A 19,944-nucleotide genomic window follows, 5' to 3' on the forward strand; every position below is an offset into this window, starting at 1 on the left:
GCGGCATTCATCTCCTACCCAGGGAGGAGGCCCGCTCCGACCGCCGGCCGCAACCGGGGCTCGCGGTCGGACGCTTTCCACGGGAGGGTCCGCGAGCATCTACAGGCATGACTACCGTGCTGCGTCGGGCGACGCACTGGAACCGCCCACTGATGGTCCTGGTCTCCGTGATGGCCGTGCTCACCGTCATCGCCGCGGTCGGCGTCTTCGCCGACTCGCGCGTCCTCACCGGGGCGCCGGTCTGGCTCAAGCCGTTCAAGTTCGGCGTGTCCTTCGTGCTGTACGGCGCGACGCTCGCCTGGATGCTCTCCCTGCTGCCCCGACGCAGCCGGGCCGTCGAGAGGGCGGTCGTCGTCATCGTCGCGGTGGCGGTCGTCGAGAACGCGTGGATCGTTGGTCAGATGCTCCGCGGCGAGACCAGCCACTACAACATCTCCTCCCCCCTGAACATCGTGTTGACCGCGTCGACGGGCCTGGCGATCATGTTCCTGTTCGTCGCGCACCTCGTCATCGGGATCGTGGTCCTGATCCAGCGGATCCCCGACCGGGTCGCCGCGACCGCCGTCGGGTGGGGCCTCGGCCTGTCCCTGCTGGGCATGCTCGCGGCGGTGCCGATGGTGCTGCCGGCGCAGGATCCGGGGATCGAGGGGATCAGTGGGGCGCACAGCGTCGGTGTGCCCGACGGCGGGCCGGGGTTGCCGATCGTCGGCTGGAGCACCACGGGTGGTGACCTGCGGATCGGGCACTTCGTGGGGTTGCACGCCCTTCAGTCGCTGCCGATCCTGGCGATCCTGCTGACCCGGTTCGCCACGCGGCTGGACGCGCGTACCCGCGTCCGCCTGCTGGTCGTCGCGGGCAGCGCGTACGGCGTACTCATCGTGTTGTTGACCTGGCAGGCGCTGCGCGGACAGCCGCTGCTGCGCCCGGACGCCGGCACGCTGGCCGCGGTCGCGGCCCTGGTGGTCGCGACGGCGGCCGCCAGCGGCCTGGTGCTGGTCCGCCGACGCCGCCCGGAACTGGCGTTGGCCGCGTGACCGAGACGCTGTTCTCCCTGACGTTCACGGTGGCCGCGCCGTTCTGGGCGCTGATGATCCTGCTGCCGCGCTGGTCGTGGACCGCTCGGATCATCTCCTCGCCGCTGATCGTGCTGCCGGTCGTGGTGATCTACGCCCTGTTGGTGATCCCGGCGTTCGGCGACGTGCTGACGGCCGTGGGGTCGCCGACCGTGGACGGGGTGCGTGACCTGCTCGGCACCTCCACCGGGGCGGCGGCGGGCTGGGCCCACATGATCGCCTTCGATCTGTTCGTCGGGCGCTGGGCGTGGTTGGACAGCAGGGAACGGGGGGTGCCGGCGCTGGTGATGGCGCCGGTGCTGCTGCTGACCATCCTGCTCGGACCGCTGGGCCTGGCCGCGTACCTCGCGGTCCGGACCGGGTGGCGGCGACCGTCGGCTGCCGCCACCGGCGCGCAGCACCTAGGCTGACCACCGTGGGATGGCCGGGGCGACTGTTCGACATGCGGGACACGCTCGTACGGATGGTGCTGCTCGACCTCAGCGGGCTGGGTTTCCTGCTCCTCATCCCCCACAGCCGCACCACCAGCACGACACAGTGGATCCTCGCGGTGGTCGCGTTCGCGGTGGCGCTGGCGGCACACCGCCGGCCGGTGGTCAACCTGGTGATCCAGACCGCCCTGCTGGCGGTCGCGCTCGGCCTGGTCGAGGACTTCACGATCAACCAGGTCGGTGCCAGTTGGGCGCTGCTCGAGGTCACCATGCGGGCACACCGCCCCCGGGTCATCTGGCTCTGCGGCGCGCTGCTGGTGGCGGTCGACCTGGCCGACACGATCGGCGCCCCGAGCGACCAGGTCGCCTCCGGCGTCGTCGGGCTGACCCTGGAGGTTGGCGTGCCGGTGCTGCTCGGCCTCGTCATCCGCACCAACCGGGAGTTGAGTCGACAGGCCGTCGAGCGGGCCGTGGCCGAGCAGCGCCAGCACGCGTCGGAGAACCGCGCGGCACGCGCCGACGAACGCGCGGCCATCGCCCGCGAGTTGCACGACGTCGTCGCGCATCACGTGGCGTCGATGGTCCTGCGGGTCGGCGTGGCCCGGCACGTGCTCACCGACCTGGATCCCCGGGTGGGCGAGGTGTTCGACGACGTGCACGGCACCGGCACCGCGGCCCTGGCGGAGCTGCGTCGGCTGGTCGCGGTGCTGCGCAACCCCGACGGGGTACGCGGTGACGCGGCGCTGACCGCGATCGAGCCCTCCGCGCTGCCGGCGGCGATCGGCGCGTCCATCGACCGGGCCCGCCAGGCCGGTGTCACCGTGGAGGCCGACCTGGACCCGGCGATCGGCTCGCTCGACGCGGTCCGTGGCCTGGCGGTGCTGCGACTGACCCAGGAGGCGCTGACAAACGTGGCCAAACACGCGGGTACGTCCGCGCGCGCGCACGTCGTGATCGCCGTGCGCGACGGTGCCGTGCACTGGGAGGTCGCCGACACCGGGCACGGTGGGGTGCCGCCGGGCGTGCCGACCGGCGGCGGGCACGGCATCACCGGCATGCGCGAGCGCGTCGAGGTCCTCGGCGGTCGGCTGGAGGCCGGCCGAACCCCGACGGGGTGGCGGGTGCGTACCGTGCTCCCGGCCTCCGCCGCCGAGCCGCCCGGCCACCCGGTGCCCCGGGAACGCACGGCCCCCGCCGGATCACCCGCGCCGGAGCCGGCGTGATCCGGGTGCTGCTGGTCGACGACCAGCACCTGATCCGCGCCGGGCTGCGCATGCTCTGCGACGCCCAACCCGACATCGAGGTCGTCGGTGAGGCCGACAACGGTCGGGACGCGATCCCGCTGGCCGGGCGGCTCCTGCCCGACGTCGTCGTCATGGACCTGCGGATGCCGGGTGTCGACGGGATCACCGCGACCAGCCGGATCCTCGCCGACCGCCCCGCCACCCGCGTCCTGGTGCTGACCACGTTCGGCGACGACGACCACCTCTACCCGGCCCTGACCGCCGGCGCCTGCGGGTTCCTGCTCAAGGACGCGCCCCCGACCGAGTTGCTCGACGGCATCCGGCGGGCCGCCGTCGGTGACAGCCCGTTCAGCCCGGAGGTGCTGCGGCGGCTCGTCCAGCGCGCGGTGCACGCCCGACCCGAGTCGCCACGGCTGGTGCAGGGTCTGACCGCCCGCGAACGGGACGTGCTGGACCTGGTCGCCGAGGGCCTGTCCAACACCGAGATCGGCGACCGGCTGCACATCGGCGTCACCACGGTCAAGACCCACATCACCAGCCTGATGACCAAGACCGACAGCCCCAACCGGGTCCGCCTCGCGCTGTTCGCGCGCGGCGTCTAACGGCCGCACGCGTAACCCTGCATCCCCCGGGGGTTCGCACCGGCGGACAGCACGCCCGTCGCCGGATCACGCGTCACCGCGCAGAGCCGGCCCAGGCTCCACCCGTCGGTGACGCGCACCCGGTGCCCGTACGCCCGCAGGGCCGCCCGCACGCCCTCGTCGAGCCGGTCCTCCACCACCAGGACGCCGGGCTCGACGTCGCGGGGATAGAACGACCCCGGCAGGCTGAGCGTGTGCCACGCCGGCGCGTCGATCACCTCCTGGAGCGGCTGGCCGCCGACGAGATGCCGCAGCAGGAACGCCAACTGCCACTGGTCCTGCTGGTCCCCGCCGGGGGTGCCGCAGGCCAGCACCGGCTCGCCGTCGCGGTGCACGATCGTCGGGCTCAACGTCGTACGCGGTCGACGGCCCGGGACCAACGAGGAGGCGAGCCCCTCCTCCAGCCAGCACATCTGCAACCGGCTGCCCAGCGGGAAGCCGAGTTCCGGAATGGTCGGCGAACTCTGCAACCAGCCACCACTGGGCGTCGCGGAGATCATGTTGCCCCAGCGGTCGACCACGTCCACGTGACAGGTGTCGCCCCGGGTCACCCCGTCCGACCGCACGGTCGGCTCCCCCGTCGTCGGGTCCGCCGCGTACCCACGCCGCGCGGCAGCGCTTCGGACGTGGGCCGGCAGGCGTGGCCGCGCCCCGTCGGGACGCCCCGGCCGCAACTGCGCCGACGCGCGATCGCCGATCAGGGCCGCCCGCTCGCGCGCGTACTCCCGGGAGAGCAGAGCCGTGGCGGGCACGTCGACGCCGTCGCCGTACCAGGCCTCCCGGTCGGCGAAGGCGAGCTTGAGCGCCTCGACCTGGGCGTGCACACCGGCCGCCGTCGCCGGGTCGTACGCGCCGGGGTCGTCGAGCGCGTCCAGGGTGGCAAGCGCCTCCAGCAGCACCGGGCCCTGACCCCAGAAGCCGGTCTTCGCCACCGAGTAGCCGTGCCAGTCGAGGGTGGTGGGTGCCTCCCAGGTCGCCGAGTACGCGGCCAGGTCGTCGCCGGTGACCAGCCCGGCGTGCGGCCGTCCGGTGGAGTCCCGGAACGGCTGGCGGCTGAACCTGTCGATCGCCTCGGCGACGAAACCCGTGCTCCAGGCCCGGCGCGCGGCCTCGATCTGCGTCTCCCGGTCCGCGCCGGCCGCCTGTCCCGCCTCGACCAGCCGGCGCAGGGTGTCCGCGTACGCCGGGTTGGCGAACAACTCCCCCGCGGCCGGTGGGCGGCCGCCGCGCAGCCAGAGCGCGGCGGAGGTGGGCCAGTGCTTCTCGAACAGCGACCGGACGGCCGCCACTGTGGCACCGACCTGGCCCACGAGCGGGTGCCCGGCGCCCGCGTAGCCGATGGCCGGCTCCAACACCTCGGCGAGGGTGCGCGTGCCGTGGTCGCGCAGCAGCAGGAGCCAGGCGTCCACGGCGCCGGGTACGGCCGCCGCGAGCGGTCCGGCGCCGGGGACGAGGTCCATCCCGAGGGACCGGAAGTGCGCGACTGTGGCACCGGCCGGCGCGGGCCCCTGCCCGCACAGCACCTTCGGCCGGGGGTCCCGCGCGGTGGCCACGATGGCCGGCACCTCGCCGCCCGGCCCGTTGAGGTGGGGTTCGACCACGTGCAGGACGAACCCGGCGGCGACCGCCGCGTCGAAGGCGTTGCCGCCGCGTTCCAGGATGCCCATCGCCGACTGGCTGGCGAGCCAGTGCGTCGAGGAGACCATGCCGAAGGTGCCCCGCAGCGTGGGCCGGGTGGTGAACGTCATGACCACACCTCACTCGGCTCCGCGGTGCGAACGCAAGACCTCCGGATCCGCACGCACGCCGGCCCGGCCGGTGCTCAGTGCGCGGGCCGGGAGCGGCCGAGGCTCAGTGCGCGGGCCGGGAGCGGCCGAGGCTCAGTGCGCGGGCCGGGTCCGGTCGGCGTTCAGTGCGCGGGGCGCGTCCGGTCGCCGCGGAAGAGGCTGAGCAGGACGACAAGGGCGAGCACCGCCACCACCGCGCTGAAGATCTCACCGGCGGGACGCAGGCCGGCGCTCTGGATCAGCAGGCCCACCCCGACGGCGGGCACACCGAGCATGGCGAACAGGATCGCGAAGAAGGTCGACACCGCCTCGGCCCGATGCTGCGGTTCGGTCTTCGTCGTGATCGTCGCGATGCCGTCGCCGACCGCCACCCCGGACGCGACCCCCATGATCGCCGCGCTGAGGACGAGCGTCGCCAGCAGCGCCATCCACATGCTGAACGCGAGCAGTCCCGCCCCCACGATCAGACCGACGCAGGCGCTGGCCAGCGCGGCACGCGAGGACAGGACGCGGGTCAGCAGCTGCCCGAACGCGGCACCGGCGAACGCCACGAAGACCACGAGCGCGGCCAGGGTGTGCGAGGTCTCGTGCAGGACCATGCCGAGGAACAGTCCGCTCACCGACGTGAGCACCCCGAGCGCGGCGAACCCCGAGCCGGCGGTGATCGCCGAGCGGACGAAGGCGCCGCGAATGGTCGCCGGCACGTGCAGCCGTTGCACCCGCAGCGTCACCGGCGAGCGCTCCCGCACCGTCTCCGGTACGCCGCGCAACGCGATGATCGCGACCACGGCCAGGACCAGCACGATCACCCAGGGCAGCCGGAGCGGGTCGGGCGCCACGTCCGACACGATCCCGGACAGCAGGGTGCCGGTGGCGAGGCCACCCAGGTTCGCGAAGATCGACACGGTGGCGGCCCGCTTCGGGTGCCGTGGGCTGATCAACTCGGCCAGCGCCGCGGTGGCCGCGCCGATGATCAGCGCGGCGGAGAGACCGGCGAGGACCCGACCCACGATGATCATCGCCAGGTCCACGGCGGCCAGGAACACGGCGTCCGCGGCGACCGAGAGCAGCAGCGCGACGAGGATCACCGGACGTCGGCCGATCTGGTCGGAGAGCCGACCGAACACCAGCAACCCGACGACCACGCCCAACGCGTACAGCGCGTAGACCACTGTCACCGTCAACGACGAGAAGCCGAACTCCATCTCGTAGAGCGGGTAGAGCGGTGTCGGCACGGTGGTGCCCACAAGCGTGATCCAGAAGGCGAACGTGACCCGCACCGCGCCGGACGTGGAACCCGACCGTGTCGTTGCGCCATCGGCACGGCTGGCGTTGGACATGATCGGTCCCTTCGGGCTCGGACGCCCCTGCTGCGGGCCATCGCGGCTCCTGTCCCCCCGTGCAGCATGGGTCCTGGCCCGCCACGCAGGTGCGACAACGGCCCGAAACGCCCCTCATCAGGTGGCGGGCGGGGCCCGTGCGCCGCCCGCGCCCCGCGACCGATCACGCCGGGTACGACGGCCCGCCCTCGCGTCGCCCGGGAGGTCGAGGGTGGTACTCCGGGCGTAGCCTCGCGCTGGCGAACGCCCCCCGCACCGCCGCCGAGAGCGCCGTCATGTCGTACGCGCCGTGGTGCCGCCGACCGTTGATGAAGAAGGTAGGGGTGCCGGTGACACCGCTGAGGTCTGCGGAGTCGACGTCCTCGGCGACCCGGTCGACGCCCATCCGTTTCACCATGTGCTCCCGGAACCGGTCGAGGTCCAGGCCGAGCCGTTCGGCGTAGCCGAGCACCTCGGTGGGGTCGAGGGCGTCCTGGTGCGCGAGCAGCAGATCGTGCATCTCCCAGAACGTGCCCTGCTCCCCCGCCGCCTCGGCGGCCTCGGCGGCGAGTTGGGCGTGCGGGTGGACGTCGGTGAGCGGCAGGTGCCGCCAGACGTACCTGACGTTCGCGAAGTCGGCCAGCAGTTCCCGGACCACCGGCTCGGCCTGCCCGCAGTAGGGGCACTCGAAGTCGCCGTACTCCACGACCGTCACCGGCGCCTCGACCGGCCCGCGCATGTGGTCACGCTCCGGGTCGACCGGCAGCATCAGGTCGACGATCCCCTCGGTGACGCCCAACAGCGCCCGCGCACGCCGTGCCGGTGACAGTCGTCCGACAGCGCGGAACACCAGCCAGGTGACGAGGGACGCGCCGGCTGTGGCGACGAGGATGCCGAGCTTCGCCTCGTCCAGGGCCGGGCCGCTCAGGGCATGGGTGGCGATGAGCAGCGCGACGGTGAACCCGATGCCGGAAACCGTGCCGACCCCCACGACGGCGCCCCAGCCGACGGGTGGCCGGAAGCGGTTACCGCTCAGCCGGGCCACCAACCACGAGGTGGCCACGATCCCGGCCGGCTTACCGACGACGTACGCGACCACCACACCGAGCGCCACCGGCGAGACCACGGCCCTGGCGAGCAGGTCGCCGTCGATCACGATCCCCACGTTGGCCAGCGCGAAGAGCGGCACGACCAGGTAGCTCGCCCACGGATGGAAGATGCTCTGGAGCCGCTCGTTTGGCGACACCGCCGAGATCAGCCCGGCCCGCGCCATCCGGGCGAGCTGCGGGGTGGGCTGCTCCCGGAAGAGGCGGAACTGGTCGCTGGCCCGTCGCAGGTCGCTCCGGTCCGGGGCGTAGGCGTAGGTCAGCAACCCCATCACCAGACCCACCACGACCGGATCGACACCGGACTCCGAGACCGCCACCCAGGCGGCCACACCCAGCACCGCGTACACCGGCCCGAACCGCACACCCAGGGCCCGGACGACCAGGACCACACCGAAGATCACCACCGCGACGAGCAGCGCCGACAGCGAGGGATGATGCGGGTACGCGATGGCCAGCACCGCGATCGCGAGCACGTCGTCGACGACGGAGACGGTCAGCAGGAAACCCCGCAGCCGATCCGAGAAGCGCGGCCCGAAGACGGCCAGCGCGCCGAGCGCGAGCGCCGTGTCCGTGGCCATCACCACGCCCCAGCCCCCGGCCGTGGTGTGCCCGGCGTTGATCACGAGATAGATCGCGATCGGCGCCAGCATGCCGCCGAACCCGGCGAGCATCGGCAACGCCAGCCGTCGCCGCTCCCGCAGCTCGCCGATGTCGAACTCGCGGCGCAACTCCAGCCCGGCCACCAGGAAGAAGAAGGTCATGAGGCCGCTGTTCACCCAGGTACGCAGGTCGTGTGACACGGACCAGTCGCCGAGCCGAACCGAGAGCGAGGTGCCCCACACCGACTCGTACGACGAGACGTGCAGATTGGCCCAGCCGAGGGCCAGCACCGCAGCGACCAGCACCACCCGGGCACCGCCGGTCTCGGTGCGCAGGAACGCGCGCAGCGGAGCGTTGAACCGCCCCTCCCAGGCGGTCCGACTGCTCCATCCCCGCAGGGGATTGCTGCTCGTCACGGGAACAATACTTGTCGAGCCGATCGGCACGTGGTTCGGAATCGGACACCTCGTGACGGGCCGCCGCGGACCCGGGCCCACCGCGCCTGTCGCGTCGATCTTGCACTTTCTGTCGCCGAGATGCGGGACTCTGCGTCATTTGTCGCGACAGCAAGTGCAAGATCGCGCGGAGGGCCGGCGACCACCCTGAGGGCACGCACGCAGTGCGACTGGTTGGTAGCGTGCCGGTGATGTCGCCGGTTCCTGGGGAGGATCGACATGTGGGTGGACGACGCCGCGCTCGACGCGGCCGAGGGCCGACTTGACGAGTGGGAATCATCGCTCGCCGAGCGGGCGGAACGAGCCAGGACTCTGTCGGCGACGATGCGGGAGCTGACCGGCACCGCCCGCAACGCCGCTCGGACTGTCCACGTCACCGTCGACTCGGCTGGTCTGCTCGTCGACCTGCGGCTCGACGAGCTCATCCGGCACCAACCCGCGGCGCACACCGCTCGGCAGATCCTGGAGACCACCACCGCCGCGCGCGCCGACCTGCTCCGACAGGTCGGCGACGCGGCCACGGAGTCGTTGGGCGACGACGCGAGCACCCGGGCGATCATCGACTCGTACCGCAGCCGGCTTCTCCCCGACCAGGGATCAGACGATGCCCGCCGGTGACGGCATCGAGGTCGACCCGGACGACCTCACCGCCCACGCCGCACGTCTCGATCGCTGTGCCGACAGCCTCGACACCGCCCAGCAGGCCGGCCAGCACGTCCGGTTGGGCACCGACGCCTACGGGCAGCTCTGCGCGCTGATGCCGACGCTGCTCGACGGCCTGCAGCGAACCCTGGTCGACGGCATCGGCTCCGCAGCCGGGTCCGTGCGGGACACCGCCGGGAGGCTGCGGACCAGCGCGGACCGCTACCGACACTCGGACGCCCACGCCAGGCAACTGCTCGACGGGGTGCGGCAGCAGCGGTGACGTCCAATCCACTCGTCGCCGCCGCTGCGGACACCCCGCCCAGCGCCTGGGCGGGCGTGTGGATCTGCGAGGACATCGAACTCATCGCGCAGGGCGTCCGCAACGGCAGTTGGATCGACGGCAGCCTCGGCGTGGTGAGCGCCGGCCTGGACGCCCTCGCCTTCGTCTCCGACCCGGTCGGCGCCCTGCTCCAGTACGGGATCGCCTGGCTCATCGAGCACGTCAAGCCGCTCAGTGAGGCGCTGGACTGGCTCGCCGGCGACCCCGCGCAGATCACCGCACACGCCCAGACCTGGCGCAACGTCGCCGCATCACTGCGCGAGGAGGCAGGCGCGCTGACCCGCGCCGTTCGCACCGACGTCGCCGGCTGGGGCGGTAGCGCCGGCCCCGCCTACCGGGGCTGGGCCGCCGAACAACAGCAGGCCCTCAGTGGCCTCGCCCAGGGCGCCGACGCCATGGCCGCGATCACCGAAGGCGCCGCCGGCCTGGTGGCCGCCGTCCGACTCCTGGTCCGCGACGCCATCGCCAGCTGCGTGTCCCGCCTCATCGTGTACGCGAGCGAACTCGTCATCACCGGCGGACTGGCCGCGCCGCTGGTCGTCGAGCAGGTGACGACGTTGGTCGCGTCGTGGGGTGCGCGGATCGCACGGCTGCTGCGCGGGCTGCTGGCCAGCCTGCGGCGCTTGATCCCGGAGGTACGCCGCCTCAGCGACCTGATCGAGAAGCTCAAGCAGGCGCTGGGTCGGCTCCAGAAGCAGTCGCCCGATCCCCCGAGGCCCGACAGTCCCGGGCCGACGAAGATTTCGGCTGATCCCAGCCGACCGGACTTCACTCACGCCGAGATCGACTCACGGAAGATCACCGCCTACGCCATGAACCCGGACCACCCTGTCGGCAAGAACAAGTATCGCGTCATCAACTCCGCCACTGGCCTCGGCCCGGACGACGCCGACGCAATCCTGCAGCAGATTCGCGAAGGCGTAATCGCCGGCAAGCCCATGCTCGGCAAGGCGGACGAGTTCGGCCAGCGGTGGAACGTGGACCTGCCCCTGACCGGCCCCGATGGCACGATCACCGTCCGCACAGCCTGGATACTGGAGAGCGGGGCACCTGCACCTCGGATGGTGACAATATCGTTCCCGCCAAAGGAAGGTTGACATGGTGGAGCTGTACGACGTGATTGAACTGCGAGAAGCCATTCCGGGAGAAGAACTGCCCGCCGGGGCAACGGGAACCGTCGTGCATGTCTTCAACGGCCCACCGCCTGCGTACGAAGTCGAGTTCGCCGACGCCGATGGCCGTACGGTCGCCATGGTCACGCTCCGGACAGACCAGATAGTGCACCGCGACAGATAGGTCGGAGGCAACGGGCTGGTACGACTGGCGAGCGGTAACTGCTGGAAGCCGAGCACAACGTCGATGTTGTCCGCCACCTACCAGGAACGGGTGGCCGCACCTACGCATCCGAGACCCACGGATCGAGCAATCCTGCTCTAGTTGCTGGCGCACCGCGCGGTCCATCACCGCAGGCGGTGGGCTGCGAACCGGTAGGATGCGCCCATGAGCTCAGAGGCGGTTGGCAGGTACATGCCCACGGTCGTGACGCTCGACGACCTGACGGCGATGATGGCCGCGGACGAGAACCACCGGTACGAAATCAGCCCCGAGGGAGTCGTCTCGATCATGCCGCCGCCGGGCTACAACCACGCGATCATCGCGACGCGGCTCATGGTGTGGCTGGCCCAGGGCGGTGTCCCGGCGGAACACATTGCCCAGGCGGTCGGGTTACGCATACCGGGCCGTGACGGCGGTATCGGCGGCCGGATCCCAGACCTGGTCATCTGGAGCAAAGCTCAAGCAGACGGTGTGTGGCTGCCGGTCGCCGACGTGCTCCTCGTGGTCGAGATCGTCTCCCCCGGCTCCGAGGGTGTCGACACCGTTACCAAGCGCAGCGAGTACGCCACCGCCGGCATTCCTCAGTACTGGCTGGTCGATCAGGATTCAGGGCAGACCGTCACCATGTACCGCCTGGGCGGCAATCAGTACGTCACTCGGGCGACCATGCCGCTCGCCTGGGTCCTCAATACGCGGCCGGACGAGCACGACCTCGGCTGAGGCGGCCCAGACCTCGCCACCTGCCGGGCGTCGACACGCCGTCGAACACCGTCCTCGGTAGGTACCACCCTGCCCGCCACTCGGCAGTCTCTGCGATCATGTCCGGATGGTTGGCGGTGGCAGCGACGACACGGTCACCTTTCGGCGTGCCGGAGTCGACGACATACCCGACGTACTCCGCGTCCTCGACGAGGCGGCGGCATGGCTGCGCGAACGCGGGATCAGTCAGTGGCCCGCGCGTTTCGAGGCGGGCTGGATCGACGACGCGTGTCGCCGCGGTGAGACCTGGCTAATCGAGATCAACGACAGGATCGCCGGGACCGTCACGCTGGACTGGGCGGATCCCGTCTGGGCCGACATCAGCGGGCAGGCGGCGTACGTGCACAGGATGGCCGTGTGCCGCTGGGCAGGCGGTCTCGGCGCCGTCATCCTGGCCTGGGCTGCGGACACCGCCCGTTCTGATGGCCGGGATGCTCTCCGCCTGGACTGCGTGGCATCCAATCGTCGGCTACGCGCCTACTACGAGGCCTCCGGGTTCGTTCACCGCGGTGACGTGGCCGTGGGTGGCGCACCCGGCCAGCGAGAACAACAGGGCCCCGTCACCATTGTCAGCCGTTACGAACGGCCGCTGCACGCCGCGGGCTGAACCACGGTCTGGTACCGATACGAGTGAAGGGGTCTCGTCAACCCTGGGTGAGGCGGCCGTCCTGGTCGAAGCGGAGGCGACCGCTTGTCACGGCGACGTGCAGCCCGTACCGGAGTAGTTTGTCGATCTTCTCGGTGCGGCGGCGGTAGCCGAGCCGTTCCAGGCCGGCGCGCAACAGCCGTTCCTCGTCCATGCTCGGTACGCCCCGCAGCACGTGCACGAGGGCGTTGGCCACCTCCTCGGGTGGCACCTCCTCGAACGCGCGGTCGTTGCTCGCCTGCGTGACCCGGTACGCGCGGTACGTCTGCGGGTCGGTGTCCTCGGGCCAGGCGTACCGGCTCACGCTCGGGTGCGGGTACAGACGGCGGGAGTCGACGAGCGAGAGCACTGCGGTACGCCGGTCCTCCCGGGTCCGGAGGAAACCGAACCGGGCGAGGGCGAGGCGGGCGAGCCGGTGCTGTTCGATGGGTCCCTCGGCCTCGATGATCTCGTGGAGGGCGGTCCGCAGCAGATCACGTACCCGCCGATCGGTGGCCAGCAGGTCGAGGTCGGCCTGGTCTCCGAGCGGGGTCGGGACGTACGGAACGAACGGGCCCACCGTGATCGTGTCCGCATCCGAGGGTGCCGTGACCTGCGGTGCGGCGAGTGCGGTGACCGGTGGCGCCGACACCTCCCGGAACGGCTCCTCGTCCAGCGCGGGGCGCGGCTGGGGCACCTCGGCGGCCGGTGTCGGGCGCGACGGCTCCCCATCCGACTCGGAGCGCGGCTGTGGCAACGCGATGGTGTCGGGTGCCGAGGCGACCGCCGACGGCTCCGGTTCGGCGGTCGCGGCCGCGTCGGCCCGGGTGACCGCCTCGTCGACCCGGTCGAGCAGCGCCGACCGGTCGTGGATCCACGCCGGCAGCCAGAACCGGACGACCTCCGGCCAACCCATGATCGAGCGGAGGAGCGCGGGCGCCGAGTCCCGGTCGGCCACCGTCGGGCGGGCGCCCCACTCCGGACCGTCGAGCATGACGGCCACCTGCCACAGCGGTGCGCCTGGTCTGCGTACCGCGATGTCCACCGTGAAGTCGGAGAGACCGTGCGAGGTACGAACCTCGTGGCCGCGGTCGCGCAGCGCCGCGGCCACCTCCGCGCGGATCCGACTGCGCCGCTCGGTGCGGTCGGCGGTGAGGTCACCCAGGCGTTCCGCGCCGGCGGCGGCCATCTCGCAGTACGCCCGCAGGTGCTGCGTGCCCAACGCGGACGTACGGGACAGGTCGATGTCCGACGGGTCGAAGGACGAGTAGAGGACGACCTGGCGGCGGGCGCGGGTGATGGCGACGTTGAGTCGCCGCTCGCCGCCGGCCTGGCTGAGCGGACCGAAGTTCAGCGGGAGCTGACCGGTCTCCGGGTTGGTGGAGAAGGCCAGGGAGAACAGGACGACGTCCCGCTCGTCGCCCTGCACGTTCTCCAGGTTCTTCACGAAGATCGGCTCCGCGACCGCGCCGGAGAGGTGCTCGCGGATGATCGGATCGGTGCTCTCCTCCAGCAGGTTGAGGATGAGGTCCCGCTGCTGGATGTTGAAGGTGACCACGCCGACGGACTGGGTGGCGGTCGCCGGCTCGTGCAGCCGCCGGGTGATGTCGGCGAGGATCGCCCGCGCCTCGACCTCGTTGGTGCGGGACCCGCCCCGGTCGTACTGGCCGTCGACCCGCCGCCAGCTGACGCCCGCCGAGCTGGCGGCACCGGGCGACGGGAGGCTGGAGAGCTTGTTGTCGTAGTAGTAGCGGTTGGAGAAGGCGATGAGTGACTCGTCGTGACTGCGGTAGTGCCAGGAGAGCCACCGTTGCGGCAGCCCCGACTCGACGGCCTCGCTGAGGATGCTCTCCAGGTCCTCCGGCACCGGGCCGTCGCCCACGTCGGCCTCGTCCACACTGTGGCTGGCCTGCATGATGCTGCTCGGCGGCATCTGTCGGGAGTCACCGACCACCACCGCTGCGCTGCCCCGGCCCATCGCGCCGATCGCCTCCGCCACGCGGATCTGCGAGGCCTCGTCGAAGATGACCAGGTCGAACCGTTGGCTCCCCGGCGCCAGGAAGTTCGCGGCCGACGCGGGACTGACGAGCACGCACGGAGTCAGTGCGAGCACCGCGTCCGGGTACTGCTCGAACAGCTCCCGGAAGGACCGCCCGCCCCGCTTGCGGCGCAGCTCCGCCGCGAAGTCGGCGAAGCGGCCACGCCGGTCGGCCGGGCTGAAGGGGCGGCGGCGGACCAGCACCGACGGCAGCTGCGTCGGCAGCGCGGACCGCAGCTCACCGGCGGCCGCCTCGAACTGGCTGATCTCGTCGTCGTGCAGTTCCGGGTCGAAGTACTGCAGGCCGCCGGCCCGCATCCGCTCGGCGAGGGACGCCGTGGCGACTCCCCGCCGGTAGACCTCCTCGGCGAGATGCCCGGCCACCTCGGCGCGCAGTAGCTGGTCCTGGTAGTCGGTGAGACCGGCCGAGGCGAGCACGTCGGCGTGGGTCAGGACGGTCGCCCACCGGCGCAGCGGGAACAACTCCTCGCTCCGCAACTCGTGCAGCCAGGCCACGCCGTCGCGCTGCCAGGCGTCGACCCAGTGCGAACCGGCGGCCCACCGGCTCAGCTCCGACCCGCCGGAGCGCAACACCCCGCGCCAGGCCCGCCACCGCGAGGCGACCCGGTCGAGCAACACCGCGTCGACATCGGTGAACCCGCTGTGGAACAGCTCCCAGGCCTGCGGGTGCCGGGCCAGGAGCGTCCGACCGACCTGGGTCGCCTCGATCGCCTCGGCCAGCCGCTCCTGCGCGTCGGGGTCCGTGGGCTGCCACCGCGACAGCCGCAGTCCGCCCACCGCCACCCACTGCTGATCGAGGGCCGCCGCCTGCGCCTGGGCCGCCACCAGCCGACCGCTTGTGACCTCCACCCGGTCGACGTCGAGCGTCGCACCGGCGACCAGGTGCACCGCCAGCCGATCCACGATGGCCTGCCAACGCTTGCGCTTGCCGAACAGCCTCTTGGCCACCCCCTGCGCCTCGGCGTGCCAGGCGGTCAACTCCGGCCGGGCGAACACGTCCGGCCGGAAGTCGGCCAGCTCACCGGCGAAGCCCTGCCGGAAGGCCGCCAGGTCCGCCTGGAGCCGGGCCACCGCCTCGTCCCACCGTCGGTCGCTGGCGTGCAGGGTGGTCTGCCGGTCCGGCAGCAGTCCGCGTACGGCGAGCCACGCGCCCGCCTGCAGCTCGCTCACGGTCTCCGGGGCGGGCAGCGTTCGCAGCAACTCGACCAGGTGCGGGTGGGTGGCGAGGTCGGCGCGGAGGCGTTCGAGTTCACCGGCGATCTCGGTGACCGCGGCGCCGTGCAACCCGTCGAGGGTGCGGCAACCGCTGAGCGCCCACGGGTGCGCGGCCCGGAGTCGGGCCGATCGTGCGGCCGCCGGGAACTCCCGCAGGGTCGTCTCGACCTGCGCGCGTGCCGGGGCGGGCGCGTGCAGGTAGGCCACCGGGATCGGGGCGACCGGGCCGTCTCCGTACGCCAGGGTCTGCTCGTAGGCCGACCAGAGCGACATCCCGACGGGGTTTGCGGTGTGCACCTGGGCCGGATACTCGGCCAGCGGGGCGAGCCGCGTCCGGTAGGCCGTCTCGACGGCCGTCCACGAGCCGTCGCCGCCCTGGTCGTACTGGTCGAGGGCGTCGCGCAGCTGCTGGCGGATCGCGTTGAGGGACTGCTTGCGCCCGTGCAGGTCGAGCGCGAACGGCCCGAGGCCCACCTGCCTGAGGCGGCGCTTCACCACCTCCAGCGCGGCCTGCTTCTCGGCGACGAACAGCACCGACCGGCCCGCGCTGACCGCCCGGGCGATCATGTTGGTGATGGTCTGGGACTTGCCGGTGCCCGGCGGGCCCTCCAGGACGAACGAGTGGCCGCGCTCGGCGCGCACGATGGCCTGCATCTGCGACCCGTCGGCGGGGATGGGCAGGTGCAGGTCGGCCTCGTCGACGGCGATCTCGACATCGTGCTCCGGGCGGGCGGGATCGTCGAACGTGGCGCCGGAGGACTCGACAAGGTGCCGGACGACCGGGTTCTCCAGGAACCGGGGCCAGTGGTCGGTGAGGTCCCGCCACATCTGGAAGGTGGAGAACTGCACAAGTCGAAGGCTTGCGGTCTCGTCGATACGGTAGTTGAGCCGGTTGTCGAGCAGCCCGGTGTTGATCGCGGCCAGGGTCTTGGCGATGTCGATGCCGTGCTCGTCGAGGACCGGTCGCTCCAGCTCCGGGATCCGCACGCTGTGCTTGACCCGCAACCACTCGATCAGGCAGTAGTTCGGGCTGGCGACCTCGGTGCCGTCGATGACCATCGCGTACGGGCGACGGCCGTTGCCGCCCTCGATGCGCACCGGCAGGAGGAACAGCGGCGCGTACGCCTCTCCCCCGGTCGTCTTCGTGTGCACCAGGGTGCCGATGGTCAGGTAGAGGTAGTTGCTGCCCGTCTCCTGCTCCATCGTGCGCGCCTCGCGTTGCAGCGCCCGCATCGCGGTCTTGTAGCGGGCGTCGGTGACCGCGCCGTAGACCCGCCGGTCGGTACGCAACTCCCGGGTGAGGATCTCGCCGTCGAGGTCCTGCGCCCGGCGCGACCCGGCCAGCTCGTGGACGTGACTGATGTCGTCCTGCGGGATGACCTGCACCTGGCGGCCGTCGTGGATGAGGTCGTCGAGCAGGGCCAGCGCACCGGCGGGCACGTGCAGGTCCAGCCCACGGCCGCGCTTGGGCAGGTTGAGCAGCGGATTACGCAGGCTCAGGTCGAGCAGCGACTTCTTCCACTGCTGGACGCGCGCCGGCGACCCGTCGGACTGGTACGGCACCTCCTCGCCCTCGTCGGCGATCTGACGCAGCTTCGCGGCGGCGACACCGGGCGGCAGGTCGAGGGACGCTGTTATCTCTGGCGTCGCCTCGGCTGTCGTTTCCTTGAGCAGCGGCGTGGCGACCAACTCGTCGGCTGACGGCAGCGGGCGGATCCCCGAGCGATGGGCCAGGTGGACGTCGACGACGCCCTGCATGCGGTCGCCATCGCCGCGGAAGTGGCCGAGCCCGACGCGTACCGCCTCGGTGAAGGTCGCCGACTGCGCGCCCGGCCCGATGCGGGTCAGCTCGACCGAGACGGCCCGGCCAGAGTCCACCATGGAGATCAGCAGGTTGGACTCGGTCACCGCGGCCGAGCCCAGCCGTTCCTCCTCCAGCAGGAAGCCGCCGAAGGCGTGCCCCGCGCTGATGAAGATGAGCGGGTGCAGCCCCGCCGCCTCCAGACACGCGGCGTACGTGACGGACAGGTCGAGGCAGTTGCCGAGCCGCCCGTCGAGCACCGCCGCCGTGGTGCGCACCTTCTGGCCGGTGTGCTCGAAGGACGCCGGCAGCGTCTGGTAGGTGATCTCGAGCTGGCGCAGCGCCTCGTAGACCGCGCCGGCGATCAGCGCCGCCCGCTCCGAGCCCTCCTGGTAGCCCTGCAACGAGCCGGAGCCGGTCCGCGCGAGCAGGAGCTGGGCGGCCGACCGCAGTACCGCCTCCACGGCCTTGGTGTTGGGCTGCACGAACGCCGCCAGGCTGTCGTACAGGACCGGGCTGTTGAACCACTCGTTGTGCGCCAACACTTTCGACGGCGCGACAAGCGTCAGGCTGGTGTCTTGTGTTTCGGCTGCGTTGTCGGCTGTCTCGGCTGTTTCGACGGTGAGACGGTAGTCGACCGGGAATGCCTCGTCGGTGCGGTACAGCAGCGTGCGGTCGGGAGTGAAGTCGCGGAAGTCGTCCCAGCTCGTGCTGGCACCGGGCCGCAACGGCGCGGCGAGGGTACGCGTCCACGGCTCGGTCAGCGCGCCGTCCGGGCCGCGCAGTTCCAGGGTCACCGTGACATCGGTCAGCGGCACCGCGCCTCTGTTGACGAGCGTGAGGTGACGGACCAGCGGCACCCGGTTGTGCACCAGGGCCGCGTTGATCGCCGGCTGCACGATCAGCCCGACGTCGAGCTGGTCGTCGGTGACGGTGAACTGCGCGAAGACGCTGTCGGACATGGGCATCCCTCCAGGTGGGGAGACCAGGGAGGGCCAGCCTAGCGGCCACCCGACCGGCGGAGAGGGCCCCGGCCGTACGACGATCCGACCTGGTCGCGAAGCTGTGCCAGCGCGGCTGTGAGGTGAGGCGCGACGACGAGCTCCCGGAATAGCAGAAAGAATCCCCGTTCCAATCGCGTGCTGCCCGCCTGATGTGGGGCAGATCGTCATTTGTGCTGGTTAGCCCGCCGGGGCATCGAGGCTCGTCGTGGACCAATAGGCTCCGGTTTCCACTCGACACAGGGAGACTTGGATGCCCAAAAAGCGGGGGGCTGCCGTCATCACGGTGACCTTGCTAGCAACGACTGCGATGTTGAGCAATCCGGCCGCAGCTGATCCGCCTCAGTTGACGAACCAGCAAATCGCTGCCATGTCGCCCGCCGAGCAGGGTCTTCTCCTACAACCGCTGCGGCAGATCGCCGATGCGACCACCACGGTCGGGGCTGCGTCTCACAGCGGCGTGTTCTCTGGTCTAGAGCTTGACGGGACGACCGGAACGGTAAAGATCTATCTGACGGATCTCGGTGCGTCGAAAGGCTTCCTTACTGCGGTGAGGAAGACCGATCCGACGATCGAAGCCGACCGGATCGAGCTGAAGCAGGGGCGTCACACTCTGAGCGAGTTGAAGTCGGCGAGTGAACGCCTCATCAACGAGCAGCAGCGTGCGGACTTGTCGATCGAGAGCGTGGCGGTCCCCGCCGACGGCAGTGGTCTGACGGTTCGCGCCCGGGATGTCGTACGCGCTGTGGAGGCGTTGACACCGTCCGCCGTCGCCCGGCGGCCCGTCGCCGAACTCGTCGGCGTTCCTACCGTCGTCGAGCCGGCTCCCGCGACGGCCGACGTGTCGCGGCGGCGGGACACCCCTCAGTGGATCTCCGGTGCAGCCCTGACCAGGCCCGGAACAACGCAGAGCCAGGGATACGACTGCTCGTCCGGGCTGCCTGCCCGCCGGAACTCCGACGGGCGGTCCTTCCTCATCACGGCTGCGCACTGCTTCGCCAACAGCGTGACGGTCTACACCGGGTGGGAGGGCGGTGGACGCAACAAGATCGGAGTTACCACCACCCGATCCGACTACTACGACGCGGTGGCAATCGATACCTCCTCCACGGGCACGACAGCGAGCCGGACGTGGGACGGAAAGCCGGGCAACTACACGGTCAACGACGTGACCAGTTCTGCTCTCTCCTACGCCGGGGACTGGGTCTGCCACACGGGCTATGTCTCCGGTGTCGTGTGCGGCGTCCAGGTGACCAAGAGCTGGCTCACCTGGGTGGGGTCCAATGGCATCACTCACGGCGGCGTCGAGGGCCAGCAACGCGACGGCCTCCAGGCGGTTCGAGGCGGTGACAGCGGAGGACTTGTGTTCAACGTCAGTGCCAACGTTCGTCAGGCTCGCGGGATCGCGAGCGCGGGTAACGGCACGATGATGAGGTGGACGGAGGCGCCGGCCATCTTCAACATCTTCGGAATGTCACTCGCGCCCTGACTCTGACATCGACGCA

Annotated in this window: 15 protein-coding genes; 11 read left to right on the forward strand and 4 right to left on the reverse strand. The window is 71.3% G+C overall.

Translation table 11 applies throughout. The annotated features are described in order from the left end of the window. Positions 1-107 precede the first annotated feature (107 nt). The 4 genes from ACPXBU_RS30520 to ACPXBU_RS30535 are packed head-to-tail and all read left to right on the forward strand — an operon-like array spanning position 108 to position 3,350. The gene (locus ACPXBU_RS30520) at positions 108-1,034 is read left to right on the forward strand and encodes a hypothetical protein (protein WP_425760844.1); all 927 of its coding nucleotides are present in this window, start codon (positions 108-110) and stop codon (positions 1,032-1,034) included. Beyond that, positions 1,031-1,483, forward strand: coding sequence for an ABA4-like family protein (locus ACPXBU_RS30525; protein ID WP_425760845.1), 453 nt, complete (start codon positions 1,031-1,033; stop codon positions 1,481-1,483). The genes ACPXBU_RS30520 and ACPXBU_RS30525 overlap by 4 nt, the downstream gene beginning before the upstream one ends. 5 nt (positions 1,484-1,488) lie before the next feature. After that, entirely contained in the window at positions 1,489-2,727 is a 1,239-nt protein-coding gene (locus tag ACPXBU_RS30530) for a sensor histidine kinase (protein WP_425760846.1), read from the forward strand. Continuing rightward, positions 2,724-3,350, forward strand: a complete 627-nt coding sequence (locus tag ACPXBU_RS30535; protein ID WP_425760847.1) for a response regulator transcription factor — start codon at positions 2,724-2,726, stop codon at positions 3,348-3,350. The genes ACPXBU_RS30530 and ACPXBU_RS30535 overlap by 4 nt, the downstream gene beginning before the upstream one ends. Here the strand turns inward: ACPXBU_RS30535 and ACPXBU_RS30540 are convergent. From ACPXBU_RS30540 to ACPXBU_RS30550, 3 genes are all read right to left on the reverse strand, one after another. Beyond that, entirely contained in the window at positions 3,347-5,137 is a 1,791-nt protein-coding gene (locus ACPXBU_RS30540) for a gamma-glutamyltransferase family protein (RefSeq protein ID WP_425760848.1), read from the reverse strand. The genes ACPXBU_RS30535 and ACPXBU_RS30540 overlap by 4 nt on opposite strands. Before the next feature lie 161 nt (positions 5,138-5,298). Next, complete coding sequence (locus ACPXBU_RS30545) at positions 5,299-6,516, reverse strand: MFS transporter (RefSeq protein ID WP_425760849.1); 1,218 nt, start codon at positions 6,514-6,516, stop codon at positions 5,299-5,301. Between the two features lie 163 nt (positions 6,517-6,679). Then, positions 6,680-8,620 (reverse strand): Na+/H+ antiporter NhaA, encoded by a 1,941-nt coding sequence (locus ACPXBU_RS30550; RefSeq protein WP_425760850.1) that lies wholly within the window; start codon positions 8,618-8,620, stop codon positions 6,680-6,682. 258 nt (positions 8,621-8,878) lie between these two features. Between ACPXBU_RS30550 and ACPXBU_RS30555 the strand changes: the two genes are divergently transcribed. The 6 genes from ACPXBU_RS30555 to ACPXBU_RS30580 all read left to right on the forward strand — a co-directional run bounded on the left by ACPXBU_RS30555 (position 8,879) and on the right by ACPXBU_RS30580 (position 12,345). Then, the gene (locus tag ACPXBU_RS30555) at positions 8,879-9,277 is read left to right on the forward strand and encodes a YbaB/EbfC family DNA-binding protein (RefSeq protein WP_425760851.1); all 399 of its coding nucleotides are present in this window, start codon (positions 8,879-8,881) and stop codon (positions 9,275-9,277) included. Next, positions 9,264-9,584 (forward strand): type VII secretion target, encoded by a 321-nt coding sequence (locus ACPXBU_RS30560; RefSeq protein WP_393371645.1) that lies wholly within the window; start codon positions 9,264-9,266, stop codon positions 9,582-9,584. The genes ACPXBU_RS30555 and ACPXBU_RS30560 overlap by 14 nt, the downstream gene beginning before the upstream one ends. Then, on the forward strand, positions 9,581-10,741 hold the full coding sequence (locus ACPXBU_RS30565; protein WP_425760852.1) for a WXG100 family type VII secretion target: 1,161 nt from the start codon (positions 9,581-9,583) through the stop codon (positions 10,739-10,741). The genes ACPXBU_RS30560 and ACPXBU_RS30565 overlap by 4 nt, the downstream gene beginning before the upstream one ends. 1 nt (position 10,742) lies before the next feature. Continuing rightward, entirely contained in the window at positions 10,743-10,940 is a 198-nt protein-coding gene (locus ACPXBU_RS30570) for a DUF4926 domain-containing protein (RefSeq protein ID WP_393371649.1), read from the forward strand. A 204-nt stretch (positions 10,941-11,144) separates the two neighbouring features. Then, positions 11,145-11,699: a Uma2 family endonuclease gene (locus ACPXBU_RS30575; RefSeq protein ID WP_425760853.1), complete on the forward strand. Its 555-nt coding sequence runs from the start codon at positions 11,145-11,147 to the stop codon at positions 11,697-11,699. A gap of 106 nt (positions 11,700-11,805) precedes the next feature. After that, the gene (locus ACPXBU_RS30580) at positions 11,806-12,345 is read left to right on the forward strand and encodes a GNAT family N-acetyltransferase (RefSeq protein WP_425760854.1); all 540 of its coding nucleotides are present in this window, start codon (positions 11,806-11,808) and stop codon (positions 12,343-12,345) included. Between the two features lie 37 nt (positions 12,346-12,382). Here ACPXBU_RS30580 and ACPXBU_RS30585 read toward each other — a convergent pair whose 3' ends face one another. Further along, positions 12,383-18,400 (reverse strand): DUF4011 domain-containing protein, encoded by a 6,018-nt coding sequence (locus ACPXBU_RS30585; RefSeq protein ID WP_425760855.1) that lies wholly within the window; start codon positions 18,398-18,400, stop codon positions 12,383-12,385. Between the two features lie 292 nt (positions 18,401-18,692). On the opposite strand from ACPXBU_RS30585, the gene ACPXBU_RS30590 reads away from it, so the two are divergent. After that, the gene (locus ACPXBU_RS30590) at positions 18,693-19,928 is read left to right on the forward strand and encodes a hypothetical protein (protein ID WP_425760856.1); all 1,236 of its coding nucleotides are present in this window, start codon (positions 18,693-18,695) and stop codon (positions 19,926-19,928) included. The last annotated feature ends 16 nt before the right edge of the window (positions 19,929-19,944 follow it).

Origin of the sequence: Micromonospora sp. DT231, from assembly GCF_049847025.1 — a bacterium.
Lineage (GTDB): Bacteria > Actinomycetota > Actinomycetes > Mycobacteriales > Micromonosporaceae > Micromonospora.